Source organism: Calothrix sp. UHCC 0171, assembly GCF_034931845.1.
Taxonomy (GTDB): domain Bacteria; phylum Cyanobacteriota; class Cyanobacteriia; order Cyanobacteriales; family Nostocaceae; genus Brunnivagina.
Genome location: NZ_JAYGHN010000005.1, coordinates 29,450 through 51,878 on the forward strand (window position 1 = coordinate 29,450; position 22,429 = coordinate 51,878).

Annotated in this window: 18 protein-coding genes; 15 read left to right on the forward strand and 3 right to left on the reverse strand. The window is 40.6% G+C overall.

The window, feature by feature from the left end; translation table 11 throughout:
• Positions 1-185: 185 nt before the first annotated feature.
• From VB733_RS05725 to VB733_RS05770, 10 genes are all read left to right on the forward strand, one after another.
• Positions 186-698 carry an inorganic diphosphatase gene (locus tag VB733_RS05725; RefSeq protein WP_323339138.1) on the forward strand — a complete coding sequence of 171 codons (513 nt, stop codon included), beginning with the start codon at positions 186-188 and terminating at the stop codon, positions 696-698.
• Positions 699-858: 160 nt separating this feature from the next.
• Positions 859-1,242, forward strand: coding sequence for an aspartate 1-decarboxylase (gene panD / locus VB733_RS05730; RefSeq protein WP_096615956.1), 384 nt, complete (start codon positions 859-861; stop codon positions 1,240-1,242).
• A 13-nt stretch (positions 1,243-1,255) separates the two neighbouring features.
• Positions 1,256-2,155 (forward strand): MBL fold metallo-hydrolase, encoded by a 900-nt coding sequence (locus VB733_RS05735; protein WP_323339139.1) that lies wholly within the window; start codon positions 1,256-1,258, stop codon positions 2,153-2,155.
• A gap of 38 nt (positions 2,156-2,193) precedes the next feature.
• The gene (locus tag VB733_RS05740; protein ID WP_323339140.1) at positions 2,194-3,021 is read left to right on the forward strand and encodes a PP2C family protein-serine/threonine phosphatase; all 828 of its coding nucleotides are present in this window, start codon (positions 2,194-2,196) and stop codon (positions 3,019-3,021) included.
• Positions 3,022-3,180: 159 nt separating this feature from the next.
• On the forward strand, positions 3,181-4,389 hold the full coding sequence (locus VB733_RS05745; protein WP_323339141.1) for an FHA domain-containing serine/threonine-protein kinase: 1,209 nt from the start codon (positions 3,181-3,183) through the stop codon (positions 4,387-4,389).
• A gap of 47 nt (positions 4,390-4,436) precedes the next feature.
• A complete protein-coding gene (locus VB733_RS05750) occupies positions 4,437-5,285 on the forward strand; it encodes a VWA domain-containing protein (protein ID WP_323339142.1) in 849 nt (282 codons plus the stop codon).
• Between the two features lie 269 nt (positions 5,286-5,554).
• The gene (locus VB733_RS05755) at positions 5,555-7,582 is read left to right on the forward strand and encodes a serine/threonine-protein kinase (RefSeq protein ID WP_323339143.1); all 2,028 of its coding nucleotides are present in this window, start codon (positions 5,555-5,557) and stop codon (positions 7,580-7,582) included.
• 44 nt (positions 7,583-7,626) lie between these two features.
• On the forward strand, positions 7,627-8,868 hold the full coding sequence (locus VB733_RS05760) for a serine/threonine-protein kinase (RefSeq protein ID WP_323339144.1): 1,242 nt from the start codon (positions 7,627-7,629) through the stop codon (positions 8,866-8,868).
• Positions 8,869-8,901: 33 nt separating this feature from the next.
• Entirely contained in the window at positions 8,902-9,522 is a 621-nt protein-coding gene (locus tag VB733_RS05765) for a hypothetical protein (protein WP_323339145.1), read from the forward strand.
• Positions 9,523-9,616: 94 nt separating this feature from the next.
• Positions 9,617-10,891 (forward strand): FHA domain-containing protein, encoded by a 1,275-nt coding sequence (locus VB733_RS05770; RefSeq protein WP_323339146.1) that lies wholly within the window; start codon positions 9,617-9,619, stop codon positions 10,889-10,891.
• A 25-nt stretch (positions 10,892-10,916) separates the two neighbouring features.
• On the opposite strand, the gene VB733_RS05775 is transcribed toward VB733_RS05770, so the two are convergent.
• The 3 genes from VB733_RS05775 to VB733_RS05785 form a co-directional block, all read right to left on the reverse strand.
• Positions 10,917-12,008 carry an anthranilate phosphoribosyltransferase family protein gene (locus VB733_RS05775; protein ID WP_323339147.1) on the reverse strand — a complete coding sequence of 364 codons (1,092 nt, stop codon included), beginning with the start codon at positions 12,006-12,008 and terminating at the stop codon, positions 10,917-10,919.
• Between the two features lie 117 nt (positions 12,009-12,125).
• Positions 12,126-13,076 carry a LysR family transcriptional regulator gene (locus VB733_RS05780; RefSeq protein ID WP_323339148.1) on the reverse strand — a complete coding sequence of 317 codons (951 nt, stop codon included), beginning with the start codon at positions 13,074-13,076 and terminating at the stop codon, positions 12,126-12,128.
• Between the two features lie 388 nt (positions 13,077-13,464).
• Positions 13,465-14,691, reverse strand: coding sequence for a HEAT repeat domain-containing protein (locus VB733_RS05785; RefSeq protein ID WP_323339149.1), 1,227 nt, complete (start codon positions 14,689-14,691; stop codon positions 13,465-13,467).
• Positions 14,692-15,290: 599 nt separating this feature from the next.
• Between VB733_RS05785 and VB733_RS05790 the strand changes: the two genes are divergently transcribed.
• The 5 genes from VB733_RS05790 (at position 15,291) to VB733_RS05810 (ending at position 22,419) form a co-directional block, all read left to right on the forward strand.
• A complete protein-coding gene (locus VB733_RS05790; protein WP_323339150.1) occupies positions 15,291-16,859 on the forward strand; it encodes a ferredoxin--nitrite reductase in 1,569 nt (522 codons plus the stop codon).
• A gap of 93 nt (positions 16,860-16,952) precedes the next feature.
• On the forward strand, positions 16,953-18,281 hold the full coding sequence (locus tag VB733_RS05795) for a CmpA/NrtA family ABC transporter substrate-binding protein (protein WP_323339151.1): 1,329 nt from the start codon (positions 16,953-16,955) through the stop codon (positions 18,279-18,281).
• A 199-nt stretch (positions 18,282-18,480) separates the two neighbouring features.
• Complete coding sequence (gene ntrB / locus VB733_RS05800; RefSeq protein ID WP_323339152.1) at positions 18,481-19,323, forward strand: nitrate ABC transporter permease; 843 nt, start codon at positions 18,481-18,483, stop codon at positions 19,321-19,323.
• Between the two features lie 50 nt (positions 19,324-19,373).
• Positions 19,374-21,365 (forward strand): nitrate ABC transporter ATP-binding protein, encoded by a 1,992-nt coding sequence (locus tag VB733_RS05805; protein WP_323339153.1) that lies wholly within the window; start codon positions 19,374-19,376, stop codon positions 21,363-21,365.
• 232 nt (positions 21,366-21,597) lie between these two features.
• Positions 21,598-22,419, forward strand: coding sequence for a nitrate ABC transporter ATP-binding protein (locus VB733_RS05810; protein ID WP_323339285.1), 822 nt, complete (start codon positions 21,598-21,600; stop codon positions 22,417-22,419).
• Positions 22,420-22,429: the final 10 nt, after the last annotated feature.

Here is a 22,429-nt window from a genome sequence, read left to right on the forward strand (position 1 = left end):
TGCCTAAATCATGAGGATAAGATCAACGGGGAAATGGGGCGATAGGGAAACTTGATTATAATTTCCCTTGTCCCTCAAGCAATCAAGACTGAAAATCTTCAGAAAGTGTACAGATTAATCCTAAAATTCTAGACGGGGAATCTAGTAGATGACCCAATCTTTGGATTAACATGAGGAGATTTGTTGTGGATTTGTCCCGTATTCCTGCCCAACCAAAACCAGGTATAATAAATGTTCTGATTGAAATCACAGGCGGGAGTAAAAATAAGTACGAATTCGATAAGGATATCAACGCATTTGCCTTAGACAGAGTGCTTTATTCGTCGGTAAAATACCCTTATGATTACGGATTCGTTCCCAATACCTTAGCTGATGATGGCGACCCTTTAGACGGGATGGTAATCATGGATGAGCCAACTTTCCCAGGGTGTGTAATTGCAGCAAGACCAATTGGGATGTTAGAGATGATTGATGGTGGCGATCGCGATGAAAAAATTCTTTGCGTTCCCGACAAAGACCCACGCTATGCCCACGTCAAATCACTCAAAGACATAGCACCGCACAAATTAGACGAGATTGCCGAATTTTTCCGCACTTATAAAAATTTGGAAAAGAAAGTCACAGAAATTCGCGGTTGGCAAGATGTTGAAACGGTTCAACCTTTAGTAGATAAGTGCATCAAAGCTGGCTCTAAATAATAATTTTAGGGCAAAGAGGAAGAGGGAAGGAAAGGGGATATGGGGCAAGGAACAGGAAAAAGATGATATCTTTCATTTTTTCCCTCTCCACCTCTGTATGTCTCTCCCTGAACCCTCTCCGACAATATTCAGTTTGCCCATTCCCTATTTCTAATTTCCAATGCACAGGACACTTCTCCTCGCAAAAATTCATAACTGCACCCTAACGGCAGCAAATATTAATTACGTTGGTAGTATCAGTATTGACCAAGCTTTATTAGATAAATCGGGAATTGTCCCTTTTGAACAGGTACATGTCGTCAACGTTACTAATGGTCAGCGTTTCACCACTTATGCAATTTCCGCGCCAGCCAATTCGGGGGCAATTGAGTTAAATGGGGCTGCCGCACGTCTAGGCATTTCCGGCGATCGCTTGATTATAATGTCTTACGGGCAGTTTACTTTAGATGAGTTAAAATCATACTCTCCTACAGTTGTCATCGTAGACGAAAACAACCGATTGTCAGAAGTGCGACGCTATGATGACCTGCTCAGTCAGACCTAAGATTTCCAAAAAAATGTCAAATTTTGAGCTGTCGCCTCCTCAAATTCACGTAAATCAAGCTGAAGTTTCTTCACTGGAAAGCCAAAAGGGAAATTTCGCCGTACAATTTTGGGGTGTACGGGGTTTAATTGCGACACCAAGTCACGACACCCGTCGTTACGGTGGCAATACCGCTTGTGTAGAAATGCTTGTAGCCGGAAAACGTCTAATTTTTGACGGTGGTACTGGTTTACGAATTTTGGGTAAGAGTTTGCGGAATCATCAGCAACTGCAAGCGCATTTGTTTTTTACGAATTCTCAATCTAACCGTATTCTCGGTTTTCCATTTTTTGCGCCAGCATTTATCCCCGAAAATCATCTTTATATTTACGGGACTGCGGCTTCTAATAGTGCTTCTATTAAACAATGTCTGTGTGATCAAATGCTGCAACCGTATTTTCCCTATCCGTTACAGTTAATGCAGGCTGAGTTACAGTTTCATAACCTGAATTTTGGGCAGGTAGTGAATATTGATGATGTGAGTATTAGTACCGCCCTTATTAATCAAAGCCAGAAGTCCATAGGTTATCGAGTTACATGGCAAGATTATAGTGTTGCTTATCTGACTGATTTGAGTAAAATCGTTGAAGAAAGTGATCGCCAACCAATTATCGAACTCAGTCAAGGGGTTGATTTATTGATTGCGAATGCCACCTATACAGAACTGACACCGAGAAAATATCAAAATGGGGATTTTTACTGGCAAACAGCCCTTGACTTAGCCAATGCTAGCGGAGTCAAAAAGTTAGTGATTTCTCAACACCATCCAGATGATGATGACGACTTTCTGGATGGAGTCGAAGCAAAAATTAAATCGATGTTTGCCGAAGCTGAATTAGCGCGAGAGGGTTTGATTGTATCAATTGATCAATAATTTTTGATTTCTGCATTCTTCTATTAGGAAAGAATTGTATGCAACATCAACCCCATAATCTCAGAGGTAATCAACCTAAATATGTTGTGTGCAGCCAAACCAATCAACGCCAAAATAACGAAGATAGTTTTCAGATTTTTTCTCTAACTCCAGTTATTGGTAAAACACCAGTAACAATTTTGACCATCGCTGATGGGATGGGAGGTCATGCCTATGGGGAACATGTCAGCGAACAGGCTTTACATAAGTTGAGTCTATCACTATTCGAGCAGTTAATTGTCAAATCATCTTTAAATTGTAATGTAATTAATGAGACATCAGTCTCCTCAGAATCTCTTGCTCAAATTCTGTGGCAAGCTATAGAACAAGCAAATGCCCATGTGAGAAGGATGATTGAGGTAAATAAATGGGGTAAAGCTGGCTCGACTATTTTAGTTACGGCTATTTTAGATCATCAGGCGATCGCACTTAATCTGGGTGATAGCCCCTTATTTCACTATCAGCAGGAAACTGGGAATTTAACGAAAGTTACGCAAGAGCATACCGTAGCGAATACTCTGGTAAATGCGCGTATGATTACTGAGGAGATGGCGCGATACCACGAAGGCAGAAATCGTTTGGAGTTTTATATCGGTTGCTCAGAATTACCCACAAAGCTTCCCTTGTATCAAATATCATTACAGCCGGGAGATTTATTACTTTTATGCACCGACGGTGTGAGTAGTTTGTTGTTGTTGGAAGAAATCAAGCAAATACTCGCAAATACCAATCAAGTGTTAGAAGAAATCGCTCAAAATTTGCTCCAAGCAGCACAAGCGGCAGGAGAAACAGATAATCAAACATTAATTTTGTGGCAAGTCGATTAGATAATTCTGAAATTCAGAAAATCTGAGTTCCTCAACTCATATCATGTCCGGTTGCATACTTATTATTAAAACTGACACGAAGACTTAGAGAAGCGGAGAGATTTTAATTGTAAGAAGTGATTAGCCGAACATGATATCAATACCTATGATGATGGAGCAATGGAACAACCTTTAGAAATCATGGTAGGTGGACGAATACCCGTAAATATTCCACCTGTTGTTGAAGTTGAATTGATAGAGTTGTTAGGTGTCGGTGGTTTTGGTTCGGTGTGGAAAGTGAAGGATATTACCACACATGATATCTATGTTCTGAAAGTCATTCAGAATATTCCACCTGGTAGCCTACTTGCCGATCGCGTGCGTTTGGAAGCTGAGGTTTCTATCCCTTCGGAGTATATAATACCAGTGCGGGGTTTGCGGCAGTGGGATGATAAAACTTATCTTTTATTGTTCGAGTATTTTGCCGGTAAGTCCTTAGATAAGGTTTTAGCTGTTGGCTCCCTATCATCACCGCAAAAGCGGAATATTTTTCAAGAAATTCTCATTGGTGTTGGCGATGCCCATCGCTGCAATATTATTCATCGTGACTTAAAACCTGCAAATATTTTGGTAAGTGATGCGGGGCAGGTTAAATTAATCGATTTTGGTATTTCTAAGTTTAAAGATTATCGCTTGACGGGGGATAGAGAACTTTTTGGAACTCTTCCTTACCTAGCGCCAGAAATCCTTATATACGGTGCGAAAGTTGCCGATGCCAGGGCTGATATTTATGCTTTGGGGCATATATTCTACCAGTTAGCGATGGGAGAGCATTTTTGGTACAGAAAGGGTTGGCGGGAGTTAGAGAATTTTATCAATTACCTGAGACAGATACCTGCACCAATTGAAGCAATTGATTTAAGTGATTTTCACTGCGATTTTTTCCCTAATGCTGCTTATGTGTTAGCACGCATGGTTAAGGTGGAACCGAATCAGCGTTTTACTTCGGTTGATGAAATTCTGGGGGAGTTGGGTTATGCAACTTATGTACCATCGATTCCCGATGATTTACATTTGCGGTATCCATTGTTAATTGTCGAATCGGGCAATAACAAGGGAACAAGGAGCTTGATAAATATTGGCGATGGCGGCGTATTATTAATGGGACGTGCAGAAATCGCCGGTGCCAATGACAGCATTAGTCGTAGCCACTTGGAGTTTAGCCGTAGAGGAAACGATTATTTTGTGCGAGATTTGGGCAGTAAAAACGGGACATTAGTGCGAGGTATTGCCCTAACTCCCCATGCTACCCCTACAAAAATTTTACATAGCGATCGCATTAAAGTCGGTGATGTTTTTTTAAGGTTTGTTTTCCTCCGTGAAATCTAGGGCGATCGGCATCTATACTGAGAGTTGCAGGCGAAAATAGCAACAAGATGAAGATTTGCAGTAATTGCGGAGCATCAAACCTTGAAGGCAACAATTTCTGTATCGAATGCGGTACAGCCCTTGCAGCCGTCGCCACTACAAATAAAAACCCAACGCCAGTACAAACACCGATTGCCCCGACTATATTACCAACAATACCCCCAACCCAGCCCCTATCCCCCAGCGAAATCAACGCCTACGGATTAGGACAACAGGTACAGCAAAAACTCCAACAACTGCAAAACAAACGTAGTGCCGATATTATGTTTGTGCTTGATTGTACGGGGAGTATGCAAGGGGAAATTGAAGCCATTAAAGACGCAATTATTGGCTTTGCCAACACCATCGAATCTGACGGCGTGCGGGTAAGAGTTGGTTTAATCGAATTTCGCGACAGGTTAATTCAAGAAGAACATCGTGTTCTCACTTTCAATGGGGAAATTTTCACCAGAGATGCCGTAGCATTTCGTCACGAAGTTGCCAAACTGCGTGCAGGGGGAGGAGGTGACGAACCCGAAAGTAGTCTTGATGCGATTTTACTAGCACTGCGTCAACCCTTCACCGACACAGGTAGTAAAGTCATTGTGCTTGTGACTGATGCACCGCCCCACATTCCCGACATCGACACCCAAAATATCAACCAAGTTGTCCAAGCAATTCGCAATACAGGTGTGCAGCAATTATATCTTGTGATTCGCACTCAAGAGCAGAGTAGTCAAGTTTATTTAAAACTATTGGAGGGGGCAAGAGGATTAGCTTTTGAATTAGGTAAAGGCGACGATTTTCGCCAACGTGCTGAAGATTTTAAACGAACTTTGATGTCTTTAGGTAAAACAATTTCTCAAGCAACAAGGTAATCTTAACTGAATTGTATTATGGAAGATTGATTCGTTAAAATTGGGATTATTTTTTTAGAATTGATTCTCAAATATTTTCTTAACTCAAGCGTATTGGATTATCACTGACTTCTATAATCAAAACGGCTAGAAACTGAAATCCCCATAGCACCTTCCGATTAGACTTACAGTATAAATCTGATACCTATCTAAATATAAATATCAATTGCATAGCTTACTTACCTGCCGAAATATTAGGAATTATCCCTCTCCTTAATCTCTCCCTAATTATGCGCTGTTTAAATTGTCGGCTTGATGGCATTCCCCAATCAACGCAAATCTGTCCGAGATGTGGCGTACATTTACCATCACTGTTGCGAGACTTACTACCTCCGGGAACTTTGCTACGTGGTGGTGATTATCAAATTGATTATCCTTTAGGAAGAGGTGGTTTTGGTGTTACTTACCGCGCTGCACATACTCGTTTAGAAAAATTAGTCGCCATTAAAGAATTCTATCCCCAAGAACAAGCCTTTCGGGAAGGTACAACCGGGCGCTTAACAGTGCCAACCACTTCAGAGGAGGCATATCAACGGGGATTACAAAGGTTTGAAAAAGAGGGGCGTACCCTTGCCAAACTTAACCATCCCAATGTGGTTCAAGTGATAGATTTCTTTCATGAACAAGGTACGGCGTATTTGGTAATGGAATTACTGGCAGGCGTTACGTTACGGGATGAATTAGATTCTCAACCAGATAAAAAGCTCACGATTCCACGAGTTAAAACCATTACCACAGCCTTAGTCAATGCTTTAAATGCAGTTCACCAGCAAGAAATTTATCACCTCGACCTCAAACCAGATAATGTAATTATTACAGGGGAAGGGCGGATAGTTTTGGTGGATTTTGGTGCATCTCGACAGCATCTTGATATGAATCCAACACGTAAAAGCACTTATGCATTCACAGAAGCCTATGCAGCCCCCGAAGTGATTGCGGGAAGAGAAGTAGGTGCAGAAAGCGATTTATTTGAATTGGGGATGATTTTACATGAAATGTTAACGGGTACTTTACCACCATCAGCCCTGAATCGGTTAATGAAGGATGAATGGTTTCCCGATAAATTAGATGAACCCTGGCAAGGAATGGTGATAGCTGCATTACAACTCCAGGCAAATTTTCGCCCGAAAAACGTACAACAGTGGTGGGCAACTGCATCGCAATTTGAACAGAGGCAGCCGCAAAACCAACAAAAACCATTGCAGCAAGCAGGGGTACAACAACAAGTAGCCACAGTACCATTGCTACAAAAAGACTCGCCCAAATTTTCGGGAGCTATTCCCATCGTTGCGATTGGAGTTTCGGCTTTGTCATTGGGATTACTGATGGTGACAAATGCGATTAATAGTAATTCAACATCACAGCCAACGCCAACAGCCAGCACAATTTCTAATTCTACAACTTCTTCTGCAACTAGCCCAACACCTGAGCTAACACCAAATATAGCGCCGATTCCAATTCCGACTTTTACACCCAATACTTTAACGCTACCACCACTGCCGACGGCGACACCTGCAACTACATTTGCTCCTCTACCTACATTCCCAACAAATAATTCCCAACCATTACAATTATCTGCGGGAAATTATGTAAATAGAGGCTTAAGTAAACATAATAAAAAAGACTATCAAGGCGCAATTGATGATTACAATCAAGCCCTAATTCTCAAACCTAATTATTCTCTTGCCCTTTACAATCGAGGTGTGGCACTCGACGATACAGGAGATAAACAAGGTGCAATCGCAGATTATACTAAAGCCATTCAAACTAATAAAGATTGGGGTTCTAGAAATCTTGCTGATGCTTATTACAATCGTGGCATTATTCGCAAGCAATTAGGGAATAAATTGTTAGCTTTAAGTGACTTTAATCAGGCAATAATTGTTAACCCAAAATTTACAAATGCCTATATTATTCGAGGCAACACTCATAAAGAATTAGGAAATAAACAAACAGCCCTTAAAGATTATCATCAAGCAGTAAATCTTGACTCTAATAGCGTTCTTGCTTATTACAATCGAGGACTGATTCACTACCTATTAGGAAATAATCGAGATGCGATAGATGATTATAGTCAAACCATCCGTCTTAACTCTCAATATACTGATGCTTATTACAATCGAGGATTAGCACATTCCAAAATTGGCAACAAAGCCGATGCCCTGGCAGATTTCCGCAAATCTGCTCAATTATATCAACAAGCTGGTAACACCCTATTCTATCAAGATGCACGCGATCGCATTAAAGAACTTGAATAAAATTCACATTTAATCATATTCCCTCCTCTATTCCATTTCCTTCCATGCGTTGCCTAAATTGCCACCAAAAAAACATTCCCATCTCCACAGAAATATGCCCTCGATGTGGAGTACATTTACCATCATTAATGCGAGATATATTACCCCAGAATACATTGCTGCAAAATGGTAATTATCGGATTGATTATCCTCTGGGTAGGGGAGGTTTTGGGATTACTTATCAAGCAATGCATACTTCTTTAGAAAAGTTAGTGGCAATCAAAGAATTTTATCCCCAAGAACATGCATTAAGAAATAGTGGCAGTGGTGAATTAATTGTACCGACAACTAAACAAGAGATTTATCAAAGAGGAATCGAAAAATTTTTGCGCGAGGGACAAACTTTAGCCAAAATCCAGAATCCTCATGTTGTGGGGGTTGAAAACTATTTTCAAGAACGCGGCACAGCATATTTAGTAATGGAATTAATTACTGGAAATACTTTACGTGAAGAATTAGAAGCACAAGTAAATAGAAGATTTTCGCCTGCACAAATTGAACAGATTATGTCAGCCTTGGTAGGAGCATTAACAGAAGTTCATCTCCAAGGAATTTATCATCTGGATTTAAAACCCGAAAATGTCTTAATCACCTCTGAAGGCAGACTCGTGTTAGTCGATTTTGGTGCATCAAGACAAGGATTGAGTAGTAGCACAACCAGCCAAGCGTTTACTCTGAGTTACGCACCTCTGGAGGTAATGTCTGGGAGAAACTTTGGAGCCGCTAGCGATATCTTTGAACTGGGAATGATGTTACACGAAATGCTAACGGGGGTACTACCTCCTAGTGCATTAGATAGGCTGGCGGGGAATACATGGAATCCTCAAGCTTTTGCAGAACCCTGGCAAACTTTATTAACATCAGCATTGAAATTACATCAAAAAGAGCGATCGCAAAATGTAAAATCATGGTGGGAAAGTCGAATTAGTGTCCAAGAATCAACTCAAAATCAGGAAATTAATACAAAAGTTTGTTTGGCTTGTGGAAATTTTAATTTAGTTACTCACAAATATTGTCAAAATTGCGGTACAAGTTTCAATTCAGCTATACATAACAAAGATTTATCAACAAAAGTAGCACTTGACAATGAAGTCAATAACAATAATCAAAAGGCTACTGATAATATTACTAATAAGATATCAAATCATAATATAAAAACTAATTCAGAAATTCATCCAGATGATTGGGCAAAATCCCAAAAAGGAGGTTTTTGGAAGTTCTTTGATTCCTTATTAGATGATAAATAATCCTCACTTAATTGTAACAAATAACATCAAAAAATGACAACATTAACATCAAATAATCAACAAAAAGATATTCGGATTTCATCAAGTATTATCCAACAAGCAATTCAAGATAATCCAGATGCGATCGCTACAATGTTTCAGCAATTTCTACCCGAAAATGAATCAATTCATTTAGTTCAATATCTTGGCTTACAAGGATTATGGGGTTTTGGAACTCACGAATTTGCTTGTTTAACAGACAGAAGAATTGCAGATATTACTGTTGGTCGTTTTGGTAAAATTAATTATCAAGATGGTTATTTGGAACATATTAATAGTAGTTATATTTTTCAACCATCGAAACTTAAGTTATATATAACAGTAGGCATTTTGTTTTCTTTCCCCCTTCTGTCTTTGATATCATTATTACCTCTTTTCCAATTTTTTGGAGCATTTCTTATTGCTTTAATTCTGTTCGGTGTGTCATTACTTTTATTACCATTAGTTGTCCAATGGTACTATCGTTTTAATAAATGTGGAATTGTGATTGCAGTTAGGGGAGGTATACCCATTTATATTTTTACTAATCGCAAGTTATTAACAAGAGCAAATACCCTTTGTCGCCAGATGACGATAAGTCGAGAAGAACGAATTAAATTGCGTGGTGTTGTTTAATAATTCATGAATTGAGAGTTGATATATTCTTTGTCAAAGAAAGAAAGAAAGGACGTAAAAACATTAACTTTAACTAAATAAGGCTGCTTTCATAATGTCAAAAACAATATCTAAAATCACTTTAGAATGGCAAGAAGGAAATCAAAATAAGTCTTGCACAATATCGTCAGCACAGCAAACAAAAGTACCAGGAATAATTCGGATTGGACGAGACCCTGCACAATGCGATATTATGATTCAAGACCCGACTAATAAAGTGTCCAGACTACACGCCGAAATAATTTTTAATGCCAATAATAATAGTTTTTATATTCGCAACGCAACTATAAATCAAGGTCAACCAAACATCATTTTAGTTAATGAAAAGCCAATTCAAGAAGAAGAGATTTTAGTCAGTCATAGCCAAATAAAATTACGAGATTTTCCAATTTTGATTAGTAGTGTTGAAGTTCAATCCAGTACCACTCTGCTCACTAAAAAAGAAAATAATCAAGCAAATCAGAGAATAAATAATACTAATTCAACCCGGCTAGTAGCAAATTATCAACATCACCAATATATTCACCAAAATGAATTAAATCATTCAGTGATTAATTATCAAAATCCGCAAGTAGTTAACCAAGAAGTTAATTACAATCAACAGTATGAAAATCAGCAAGTATCACCAAACAATATAAATACTATCAATACTGGTGAGATTAAACTTAATCAAAGCCTACTCCAAACTGCGTCACAAGATAATTTCGATGCAATTTCGGTGATGTTCAGACAGTTTATTCCTGAAGATGAAAAAATTCACTTTGCCCGATATTTAGGTATTCAAGGAATATGGGGTTTTGGCACTCGTCAGTTTGCTTGTGTTACAGATAGGCGAGTTGCAGATATTACAGTTGGACGCTTTGGAAATATCACTTATCAAGATGGGTATTTAGAACATATTCACAGTGGCGTAATTTACCAACCTTCTAAATTTTGGATATATTTTTTAATTGGTATATATTTAATAGTTGCTCTCAGTTATAGCCTGCAATTTATCAATGCTTTACTTTTTACAATTGGAGATTTCAATATATTTATCTTATTAAGTTCTGTAATATCATTATTTTTTAGTTTAGGATTTTTCTTTATCTTCCTTTTAACAATAGTACGCTGGTATTATCGAATTGTGAAATCGGGACTTGTCTTGACTGTTGCTGAAGGGGAACCACTTTTAACACCAATGGGAACTTATGCTTTTACCCAGCGCTTACTTTATATTTTCACAAATCGCCAATTGCTGACAAGAGCGAATGGACTTTATCGCTGTTTTATTATTCAGCGAGAAGCGCGATTAGATATTGTGAAAAAATATCCTCTGGGTAATTTGTAATTTTTTATCTTGCTTCCCAAAAAGTTTATGCTGGTTGAAATGTTAGTTTGGAAATTGCCGTTATTCTTTGGGAAATTTCTTGTAACTTTTGTGTTAATGAACCGCGAGAAATGATTTCTTCAGCTTTAGCAATACCAGTCTGTATATCTGGACAAATTCCGCTACGCCATAAATAAAATCCACCATTCCACAATGCACTTTGCATCATTTCTGAGGGTTTACCTGCAAGTGTTGCTTGAATTTCACTAACTAATTCTTCTGTAGTTCCTAAGCTTGTATTCTGGCTTGTAAAACCATATTCGCGTGGGTTTATATTTAATCTTTCTATAGGTACATTACCTTCATCATCGATTCCTAACCCATCACCCAAACCGATTATAGCAGTACGATCGCGCGGTAAATCACAACTACCTTCCAAACCCTTAATGGTAGTAAACTTTGTTACACCTCGCAAACTTAAGGCGATTTGAAACATTTTCTCTGTTGGCGGATGTACATAGCCAGCAATAATGTGAGAATCCCCGGCATAAGGACACCAAATCAACTCCATTGTTGCAAATGGCGGACGTTTCCCCAATTGATCGCGATAATCCCAGATTCTATTTGTTAAGGGAAAATGCTGAGGTGTATAGACAAAACCAATACCAGTTTCCTCAAAGACTTTCTGGGTTTTATGTAACGGTAATCCTGTCCAATCAACTCCCAAACCTTGCCACACCTCTACCAAAGGTAAACCATATTTTGTTGGCAAGCGATCGCCTCCATGCATCACCACAGGCTGTCCCACAGATGCCAGCAACAATGCTGTAATCGGGCTAATTGGAGCAGTGCGGGTTCTGCCATCGTAAGGTATGCCCAAAACCATAACCGGACGATCAAATGCTACAGCTTCTAGTTTGGCTCCTAATTCATCAAAGCCATCCAACATTCCCGCCAACTCTTCACCTGTGGGACGTTTAATCCGATGGGCAATCATAAATGCCCCAATTTGGGCTGGTGTTGCTTCACCCAGCAACATCATCTTGGTAGCACTTGCAGCTTCGATGCGAGTTAAACTTTCAGAAGTGTGAGTCCCACTGCCGACTTTTCGCAATAAATCCCGAAATACATTGCTCATCCCAGTTAAAAGTTAATGGTTAATTTAGGTTAGTGGTTAGCGGTTGGTTGTGCTTTGTCTCTCGTTTTTTGTTCTTGATCATTGGCAAAATAGGGTTTAATCACCAATGACGAATTCTTAACTCGCAGAACGCAGTGCTGTATCCGATTTTGGGGGAATATTATCTCGGACTAGTTGCCAAAAATGCTTGATGGGCGGAATTTGTAATCTGTCGTTAGTTGTCACCATAACGACTCGACGAGTCATGATTGCCGTATTATCAGGCGTAGTAGTATTACGCTCTGTCAGGGAACGAACTGCCAGCGTGGGGTCATTACGTGCTTCCACTAAAGCCGAATGGGGTAACAATGCCACAAATTCACCTTGACGGACAACACCGCGAAACGCATCGAGAGTATTTACCTCCAAGGCTGCTTGTAATGTTGCATCTAAACGCTCAAATTTATCTTGCACCAGCCTTTGCATTCCATAACCATCTTTGAAGACAACCTGTGAATAATGAATTAATTCCGACCAGGGAACATACTCATATTGTGCTAGTGGATGATTAGCAGCAATTAATAACTCGATTGGTTCTTCATAGAGGGTTTCCACCACCATTTCTCGACCTGTAGTTAAAAAGCGATTGTTCATGACAATTGCCAAATCTACAAGTCCATCTTTGAGAACTTTGAGAGCGCGATCGCTTCCTAGTGATGTCACCCGTAACTGCACTTCCGGATAATCATGACAAAACTGTTGCAATACAGGGGGCAAATAGTATGCACATAACGAATGAATCGCCGCTATGCATAATTCAGGTTGCCTTCCCGATACCAAATCGGAAATTTCCTGCGTCGCAATCTGCCACTCTTGAGCTATCTTCCGCGCCCGAGGGAATAATCGCTCACCAGCCAATGTTAGTTTTGCTTGGCTGGTACGGTGAAAAAGTTCCAGCCCCAAGTCCGATTCTAACGCTTGGATTTGTCTACTGACAGTCGATTGGGTGACACCGCATTTTCGCGCTGCCCCTTGAAAACTTCCGGTTTCCGCAATAGCCAGAAAAGCTTGCAACTGCTCTAGTCGCATGTTGTTATGTAGCCTGATTTACATTTGTGGCTGTGATTAACTTAACGGATTTCCCACTAAGTTTTGGTAGAGTTTGTTACATCTCGCACTCTCTGCTGTCATTATAAATTGGCAGCATCAATGTTTATTTATTTACGTTTTCCATCAGTTAAATGACTGAGTTGATTGTGAAATAGAACTATCAGAAAATTGTAATATTTCTTTAATCCAGAAATCCCTATCCCTAAAAAATTAATATTTCATCACATTTAAGTTAAATTCCGGTTAAAAAAAGAAGACCAGGGCATAGTGATACCGTTTCTCCAAAATATTGCGACACATTAATCCCCCCATCTCCCCATCTCCCCATCTCCCCATCTCCCCATCTCCCCATCTCCCCCTCTCTCAGTTAATTTTGCTGCGGTGCAATTTCCGGTGCGAGATTTTTGAGTGCCGCGATCGCATGTAAACGAACTTGAGGATCACGATCGCCTGAAAGTTGAATTAGTGTTTCGATGGCTTCTTTGGCTCCGAGTTGTCCCAAGGAAAGAGCGATCGCATTTTTGATGCTGCTCATCTCAGTCGCAGGATGCTGTCGATGCCAAATCCCCAATAATATCTCAGTTGCTTTTTGGCTTAAAAATGGTTCCTGGACTCGTCCCAGTACAACTACTATTTCCTGCCATAAAGTCGGTGAATCCAATTCATTAAAAGCTGTTTGTAAATATTCCAATCCAGAATCGACTCCCAACCAACTTAATGCCCGAATTGCTTCTGTTTGGAGTTTTGGATGCGTATTGGCAGATATTAAGACTTTATACAAATGGCTGGCAGCCGCATCACAACCCATCCGCGACAAGGACATCGCGGCGGCACAAGCCACATCAATGTCAATATCGTACAGCTTGGTTTGCAGGTGTGTAACTAGGTCGAATTCATCGCGCAATTCGGGACGAAATCCCAATCCCCTCACAGCTTCACATCTGACAGCATCCGATACATCTTTGAGGGCATGTAATAGCACTGGGACAATGCGGGCATCGTGGAAACTACTAAGAGCTTCAATTGCAGCCACACGAACAGCAACACGGGAATCTTGGACAACACTTAGTAATGGTGTAATGGTTTCTTTGTTGCGGATATAACATAGTGTTCGCGTTGCCAAAAGTCTGGTGTCCTCATTAGCCAGTAATTCAGTCAATGCCAAAATTGCTTCTTGACCAAGTTCCCCTAATGCGATCGCTGCCATTCCTCGCAGTTCTTCATTATCACTAGATTGAATTAATTCCACCAAAGGCGAAATCACTTCAGCTTGTTTTAATTCTCCCAAAATTCGCACAGCATACCATTGCAGTTCATCCTCTGCGGTATCATCTTCCAAAATGGCAATTAAAGCGGGAATTGCTATATTTCCCAAACGGATGAATATTTTAGAAATCTCCCAACGCTGTTGAAAATCGCCCTCTTCTAAAACTGATAATGCCAATTCCAGTAAATTTTCTTGGCATTCAACAACATCAAAATGTTGAGAATCAGTTTCCCAAATCAACTGCTGCAAGCATTGAGTTAATAACGACCATTCAGCAGCATCATAAGCCGCTTGTGCCTGCACCAAAAGCTGATTGATATTGTTCACAATTAGTAATGATTAATAATTAATGGTTAATAGTGGCAGGGAAAAAGAGAAAGCATATATTTTGACTTCTAACTTCTTCCTTCTCCTTACTCTGCAACTTCACAAGGGCTTTTTTTGCGAAGATTAAATGCAGCTTATGCAATAAAAACATAGCTGGAATGTCTTTTTCGCATGAATAAAAATATTTCGTAACAACTGATACGATTTTTCCACATATACGAGCTTAACTTAAGTTTATGTAAATTGTTACCAACCCAGTATCCGCAACTTCTTGACAAGTTTGCCAAATCGGAATTGCAAAACTAAAACTTATGTAATTTCTGTTGCTGACATTTGTGTCAGGTTGGGGAAATTAATTAGACCACTTGATTTTAGCTTTTAGATTTGAGATTGACTCTATTACCTATGCATAGGAAATGGAGGAATTTAATTTAGGGTATGCCATGTTTGTCAGCGATTTCTTGTCCAATCCTAAATCTAAAATTTGGTTACTGGGAAGGTAGAAACAAAAACTAAAACTAAAACTAAAACTTTTTAATTTGCGATCGCCTGCCCTAGCCCAAAACCTAACCCAAATCTAAAATCCCGAATTAATTTATATGACAGACGCAGCAACTACTACCACTAAAATCAGTCTGAACAAATTTGAGAAATTGAAATCAGAAAAAGATGGACTTGCGGTTAAGGCAGAAATCGAGAAATTTGCCTCGCAAGGGTGGGAAGCCATGGATGAAACAGATCGCGATTATCGACTGAAGTGGGTAGGCGTTTTCTTTCGTCCTGTCACTCCTGGTAAGTTCATGATGCGGTTGCGTTTGCCTAATGGTATTCTCACTTCTGCACAAATGCGAGTTTTGGGGGAAGTCATCCAACGTTACGGGGATGATGGTAGCGCTGATATTACCACTCGCCAAAATATGCAGTTGCGTGGTATCCGTATCGAAGATTTGCCAGAAATTTTCCACCGATTTCAAGCTGTAGGTTTAACCACTGTGCAGTCGGGGATGGATAACGTTCGTAACATCACAGGTGACGCAGTTGCTGGGTTAGATGCAGACGAGTTGTTTGACACTCGTGAGATAGTACAGCAAATCCAGGATATGATTACCAATTCTGGTCAAGGAAACTCTGAATTTAGCAACCTGCCGCGTAAGTTTAATATCGCCATTACTGGGGGACGTGACAACTCCGTCCACGCCGAAATCAACGATTTAGCATTTGTTCCCGCATTTAATTACAACCAAGATGGTGAAAAAATATTTGGTTTTAACATCCTAGTGGGCGGATTCTTCTCTGCCAAACGTTGCGATGCAGCGATTCCCTTAAATGTCTGGGTATCTCCTGAAAATGTCGTCGCTGTCTGTCGAGCCATCCTCGAAGTTTATCGAGACAATGGATTGCGTGCCAATCGCCAAAAATCCCGGTTGATGTGGCTAATTGATGAATGGGGTATAGACAAATTCCGTCAAGCAGTTGCCCAAAAATTAGCTAAATCCTTATTACCTGCCGTCGCCGATGACGAAATTAATTGGGAGAAACGCGACCATATTGGTGTATACAAACAAAAACAACCGGGCTTAAACTACGTAGGATTACATATTCCCGTCGGTCGTTTTCATGCCGAAGATATGTTTGAAATTGCCCGCATTGCTGAAGTTTACGGCAGTAGTGAGATTCGCTTAACTGTAGAGCAAAACGTGATTATTCCCAATATCTCCGACTCGCGTTTAGCATCATTTTATACAGAAGGTATTTTACAAAAGTTTAAGATTAATCCCAGTTTGTTAACGCGATCGCTCGTATCTTGCACAGGGGCGAAGTTTTGTAACTTTGCCATGATTGAAACCAAACAACAGGCGATCGCGATGATGGCAGCCTTGGAGTCAGATTTAGAACTAACTCGCCCAGTTCGTATTCATTGGACTGGGTGCCCTAACTCTTGCGGACAACCCCAAGTAGCCGACATTGGTTTGATGGGAACCAAAGCACGTAAAAATGGTAAACCCGTCGAAGGAGTTGATATTTACATGGGGGGCACAGTCGGTAAACATGCCAGCTTGGGAACATGCGTGACTAAAGGCGTTCCCTGTGAAGACTTACAACCAGTTTTACACGACTTACTCATCCAACATTTTGGTGCCAAACCCAAAGTATTAGTTAGTCAATAGCTAAGGGGAAGGAAGACAGAGGAACACCAAGACCAAAAAAAGTTTCTTCTCCACTCCCAGAATTAACCAATCAACAAAAATCAAAAATTAACAATGACTAACTTCTCTAGAAGAAAATTTATCATCACCGCAGGTATTACCGCAGCTAGCACTCTCATCGCCCACGGTTGTTCTTCCAATGGAACGAATACTGATAACTCTGCCGGAGAGACAACAAATTCGGCAAGTCCAGCATCAAACACTTCTACCAGTGCCAATGCCCTCAAAGTCGAGACAACCAAAGCCAGACTCGGATTTATCCCCTTAACCGACGCAGCACCTCTAATTATCGCCAAAGAAAAAGGATTCTTTGCCAAATACGGGATGACAGACGTGGAAGTGAGTAAACAAACATCCTGGCCCGTCACCCGCGATAATTTAAAATTAGGCTCATCGGGAGGCGGAATTGATGGAGCGCACATTCTCAGCCCCATGCCCTACCAAATTACCATCGTTGATAAAGTTCCAATGTATATTTTGGCACGATTAAATCTCAATGGTCAGGGTATTTCCGTAGCAAATAAATTTAAAGACTTAAAGGTGGGGATCGAAAGTAAAGCCCTGAAAGATGTTGCTAGCAAAGCTAAAGCTGAAAACAAAGCGACAAAGGTTGGTATCACTTTCCCCGGTGGAACTCACGATTTATGGATGCGCTACTGGTTGGCTGCTGGAGGTATTGATCCAGACAAAGACCTTGGTTTAGAACCCGTACCACCACCACAAATGGTTCAAAATATGAAAGTTGGTACAATAGATGCTTTTTGTGTAGGAGAACCTTGGAATGCCCAGTTAGTCAGCCAAAAATTGGGTTATACAGCCTTAGTTACAGGTGAGTTATGGAAAGATCACCCAGAAAAAGCCTTCGCGATGCGAAAAGATTGGGTAGATAAAAATCCCAATGCGGCACAGGCTTTGCTGATGGCTGTTATGGAAGCACAGCAATGGTGTGACAAACCGGAAAACCAAGAAGAGATGTGTAAAATATGTTCCAATCGTAAGTATTTTAACGTAGCTGTCTCTGATATTCTAGAGCGATTCCGAGGCAATATCGATTACGGTGATGGACGCAATGCCAAAAACGTTGACTTCCGCATGAAGTTCTGGGCTAATAACGCTTCCTACCCCTACAAGAGTCATGATAGTTGGTTCATAACTGAAAATATCCGTTGGGGCAAGTTACCAAAAAATACTAATATTCAGGCGATCGTCGATCAAGTCAACAAAGAAGATTTGTGGAAGAAAGCTGCTCAAGCTTTGAAATTGCCAGCTAACCAAATTCCCGCCAGTTCTTCCCGTGGAGTGGAAACTTTCTTTGATGGTGTCAAATTTGACCCCGAAAAACCAGAAGAGTATTTAAAGAGCTTAAAAATTAAAAGTGCCTAACTTCAGTTATCAAAATCATAGCCTTGCTGAATTGGAACCCAAAATTAAGAAATGAGGTTTTGGAAACTCCTAATCTCTGTAAATTTCTGCACAAGATTAATTTTTGAATTCAGCAACATTGAAATAATTGAATCACCAATAAATACCCCAAGCATAATCTCAAACCCATTACTCAATTACTGTTGGATATATTCAAAAAATGACAGCAACACTTGGCAGACGTACTCGAAAAAAAAGTATCCAGAACGATGTCATCAAAGTAATATCAAAAAAAGTATTACCACCATTAATTGCGCTGGCTGTCTTTTTAGCAATTTGGCAAATAGCTTGTTCTTTTCCCGGTTCAAAGTTACCTGGACCCATTGAAACTATCGCGGAAACTTGGGATCCATTTATCATTCAGCCATTTTTTGATAATGGTGAAAACGATAAAGGATTGGGATGGCAAATACTGAGTAGTTTAGGAAGGGTGAGTATTGGGTTTACTTTAGCCGGAACAATTGGTGTCATCTTAGGGATTTTAATTGGCTCAAATGTATTAGTTTATAATGCTGTAGACCCGATATTTCAAGTGTTGCGAACGGTTCCACCACTAGCATGGTTGCCAATTTCCTTAGCTGGATTTCAACAAGCAAATCCTAGCGCTATTTTCGTAATTTTTATCACTTCAATTTGGCCAATTCTCATTAACACGACGGTGGGTGTGCAACAATTACCACAAGATTATCGTAATGTTGCCAGAGTCTTAAAACTCAGTGGGATGAAGTATTTCTTAAAAATTCTTTTCCCGGCGACAGTTCCTTATATTTTCACTGGTTTAAGAATTGGAATTGGCTTATCTTGGTTAGCAATTGTGGCGGCAGAAATGTTGACTGGTGGTGTAGGAATTGGTTCATTTATTTGGAACGCTTATAATACAAACACTGAAACAAACTTGAGTGAAATTATCTTAGCCTTAGTTTATGTTGGTTTAGTTGGTTTATTACTCGATCGCCTGGTGGCATTTGTGGCTAGTAAAGTCGTCCCTGAAGGGGAAAAATAGGATTATTGAAACTAATTTAACTGTTGATAATAATCAAGTAGGACTAATCAATGACGACAACTTTTGTTGAAGTAGACCATATTGACCGTGTGTTTAATTTGCCTAATGGCAATCAATACATCGCCCTGAAAAATATTGAATTAAAAATTCAACAAGGCGAATTCATCTCATTGATTGGTCATTCTGGTTGCGGTAAATCAACTTTACTTAATATTATTGCGGGATTAGACCGAGCTAGTGTTGGTGGTGTCACCCTGGAAGGACGGGAGGTACGCGAACCAGGACCCGATCGCATGGTGGTGTTTCAAAATTACTCATTACTACCCTGGCTGAATGTCCGCGAAAATATTGGCTTGGCAGTCGATGAAGTATATAAAAACAAACCCAAAGGAGAACGTCGAGGAATTGTCGAACACCACATTGATTTAGTCGGACTTCGCAATGCTGCCAATAAACTCCCCCATGAATTATCAGGAGGGATGAAACAGCGTGTATCCATTGCCAGGGCATTGGCAATTCGTCCCAAATTACTCCTACTCGACGAACCTTTTGGGGCACTGGATGCTTTAACGCGCGGTAGTTTGCAGGAACAGTTAATGAAAATCTGCAATGACAACAACCTTACCTGCGTCATGGTGACACACGACGTTGACGAAGCATTATTATTAAGCGATCGCATTGTTATGCTTACCAATGGACCGGAAGCACATATCGGGCAAATTCTGGAAGTTCCCATCCCCCGTCCGCGTCAACGCTTAGAGGTGGTGAATCATCCCAATTACTACGGTTTGCGGAATGAAATAATTTATTTCCTTAACCAACAGAAACTTGCCAAGAAACGCGCTACGGCAAAACAATCTCCCCCTGTAGTGATTTCCCGCAATGGCTTAGAAAAAGTCAATCTCGACCTTGGTTTTATTCCCCTCACCGATGCTGCACCCCTAATTGTGGCGAAAGAAAAAGGCTTTTTTGCAGAGTTTGGATTAGAAGAAGTCACCCTGAGTCGGGAAGTTTCTTGGAAGGAAATAGCCAAAGGTGTGGGTACTGGTAGACTCGATGCCGCACAAATGGTGGCAGGGATGCCACTAGCTCTGACTTTAGGGGCTGGGGAGAAAACACCTGTGCCTGTAGTTTGTGCAATGATTCTCTCCCGGAATGGGAATGCGATTACTTTGAGCAAGAAACTCCAACAGCAAGGAGTTCACTCCCTCGCAGATTTAAAAGCCGCATTACAAGCAGATGAAAATCACAACCACGTTTTGGGAGTAGTGCATCCCGCCTCAATGCAAAACCTGCTCATGCGCTATTGGTTAGCTGCTGGTGGTATCAATCCCGACGAAGATGTGAATTTAACCGTTGTTCCGCCACCACAAATGGTAGCAGCCCTCAAATCGGGTGCGATCGATGGTTATTGTGTCGGTGGTCCCTGGAATACCCGTGCTGTCAATGACGAAATTGGTTTTGTTGCTGCTACTGCCTTAGAAATTTGGTCGGGACATCCCGAAAAAGTTTTAGGGGTGCGGGAAGATTGGGCTGAACAATATCCGCAAACCCACATAGCTTTAGTCAAAGCCTTATTATCTGCCTGCGAATATTGCGACGACTTACGTAATCGTGACGAAATTGTCGAAATTCTCTCCCGCCCCGAATATCTCGGTACAAATCCTGAATCAATTCGTCCTGGCTTTATCGATGCCTATGACAAAGGTGACGGGCAAGCAGCACAATTTTTACCTGCATATAATCAGTTTTTTGTCAATAAAGCGAATTATCCCGATCGCACAGAAATGTTATGGATTTTGACGCAGTTAGCGCGGTGGGGGATGGTTTCCTTCCCGAAAAACTGGGTAGATATTATCGAACGAGTCTGCCGCACCGATATATTTGGTGAAGCTGCCCGTGAATTAGAAATTATTGATATTGGACGTGATGCTCCGATTAGTTTATTCGATGGTAAAGTCTTTAACCCTTCCGAACCGATTGAATATATCCGCAGTTTTGAAATCAAGCATCCACTGAGTGTTGAAGAAATGTTTATTTAATCCAGGAAAAAGGAATTAGTGGGAGCATCCTAAATGTGTAAATTGTTTTTTTGTAGTGCGGGCTTCTAGCCCGCTTCCTAGAAATTAGGGAGCTTTCCGGCTCCCACTACAAATTGTATTTTTGCAAAATTGGGATGCTCCCGAATTAGTAACTTCCAGTTTCCTCACTTATAAAAACTACCCATTACCAAAAGTTATGATTATGCAAGCACCACAGCGCGTCCCCAAGAGAATGCCACTTCAGTCACCACTCAATCACAATCAAAATTTCCTCACCATCAAAGGTGTGAGCAAAATCTACCCAACTGCGAATGGACCCTACACCGTTTTAGATGGAATTGATTTAAATGTGCAGGAAGGTGAATTTATTTGCATAATTGGGCATTCTGGCTGCGGCAAATCGACTTTGTTGAATATGGTTTCTGGGTTTAATACTCCCAGTGACGGGGTAGTGTTACTACAAGATCAACCAATTACCGAACCGGGACCCGATCGCATGATGGTGTTCCAAAATTATTGCCTGCTACCTTGGATGTCGGTATTTGACAATGTTTATACTGCGGTTGATGCCGTATTTCCCCATAAACCCCAAGCCGAAAAACGTGCCATTGTCAAGGAACATTTAGCGATGGTGGGATTGACTGAAGCTATGGATAAAAAGCCCGGTCAAATTTCTGGAGGGATGAAACAACGAGTGGCGATCGCTCGTGCTTTGTCTATCCGTCCCCAAGTTTTGATTCTTGATGAGCCTTTTGGGGCGTTGGATGCCATTACTAAGGAAGAACTCCAGGAAGAACTCTTAAAAATTTGGCGTGAGCATCGAGTCACAGTATTAATGATTACTCACGATATTGACGAAGCCTTATTTATGGCAGACCGTCTCGTAATGATGACAAATGGTCCGGCAGCAAAGATTGGCGAGATATTAGACATACCTTTCTCCCGTCCTCGCAACCGTTCCCGGATTATGGAAGACCCCAAATATTACGAGTTACGCAACTATACACTAGACTTTTTATACAATAAGTTCGCCCACGACGATGCCGCAGAATAATTAGCAAAAA

Coding starts and splice junctions, on each gene's coding strand:
- VB733_RS05805 (WP_323339153.1), top strand. CDS start 19,374: ATGACGACAACTTTTGTTGAAGTAGACCATATTGACCGTGTGTTTAAT.
- VB733_RS05775 (WP_323339147.1), bottom strand. CDS start 12,008: ATGAGCAATGTATTTCGGGATTTATTGCGAAAAGTCGGCAGTGGGACT.
- VB733_RS05735 (WP_323339139.1), top strand. CDS start 1,256: ATGTCAAATTTTGAGCTGTCGCCTCCTCAAATTCACGTAAATCAAGCT.
- VB733_RS05770 (WP_323339146.1), top strand. CDS start 9,617: ATGTCAAAAACAATATCTAAAATCACTTTAGAATGGCAAGAAGGAAAT.
- VB733_RS05755 (WP_323339143.1), top strand. CDS start 5,555: ATGCGCTGTTTAAATTGTCGGCTTGATGGCATTCCCCAATCAACGCAA.
- VB733_RS05750 (WP_323339142.1), top strand. CDS start 4,437: ATGAAGATTTGCAGTAATTGCGGAGCATCAAACCTTGAAGGCAACAAT.
- VB733_RS05795 (WP_323339151.1), top strand. CDS start 16,953: ATGACTAACTTCTCTAGAAGAAAATTTATCATCACCGCAGGTATTACC.
- VB733_RS05760 (WP_323339144.1), top strand. CDS start 7,627: ATGCGTTGCCTAAATTGCCACCAAAAAAACATTCCCATCTCCACAGAA.
- VB733_RS05745 (WP_323339141.1), top strand. CDS start 3,181: ATGGAACAACCTTTAGAAATCATGGTAGGTGGACGAATACCCGTAAAT.
- VB733_RS05780 (WP_323339148.1), bottom strand. CDS start 13,076: ATGCGACTAGAGCAGTTGCAAGCTTTTCTGGCTATTGCGGAAACCGGA.
- ntrB (WP_323339152.1), top strand. CDS start 18,481: ATGACAGCAACACTTGGCAGACGTACTCGAAAAAAAAGTATCCAGAAC.
- VB733_RS05810 (WP_323339285.1), top strand. CDS start 21,598: ATGCCACTTCAGTCACCACTCAATCACAATCAAAATTTCCTCACCATC.
- VB733_RS05790 (WP_323339150.1), top strand. CDS start 15,291: ATGACAGACGCAGCAACTACTACCACTAAAATCAGTCTGAACAAATTT.
- VB733_RS05765 (WP_323339145.1), top strand. CDS start 8,902: ATGACAACATTAACATCAAATAATCAACAAAAAGATATTCGGATTTCA.
- VB733_RS05740 (WP_323339140.1), top strand. CDS start 2,194: ATGCAACATCAACCCCATAATCTCAGAGGTAATCAACCTAAATATGTT.
- panD (WP_096615956.1), top strand. CDS start 859: ATGCACAGGACACTTCTCCTCGCAAAAATTCATAACTGCACCCTAACG.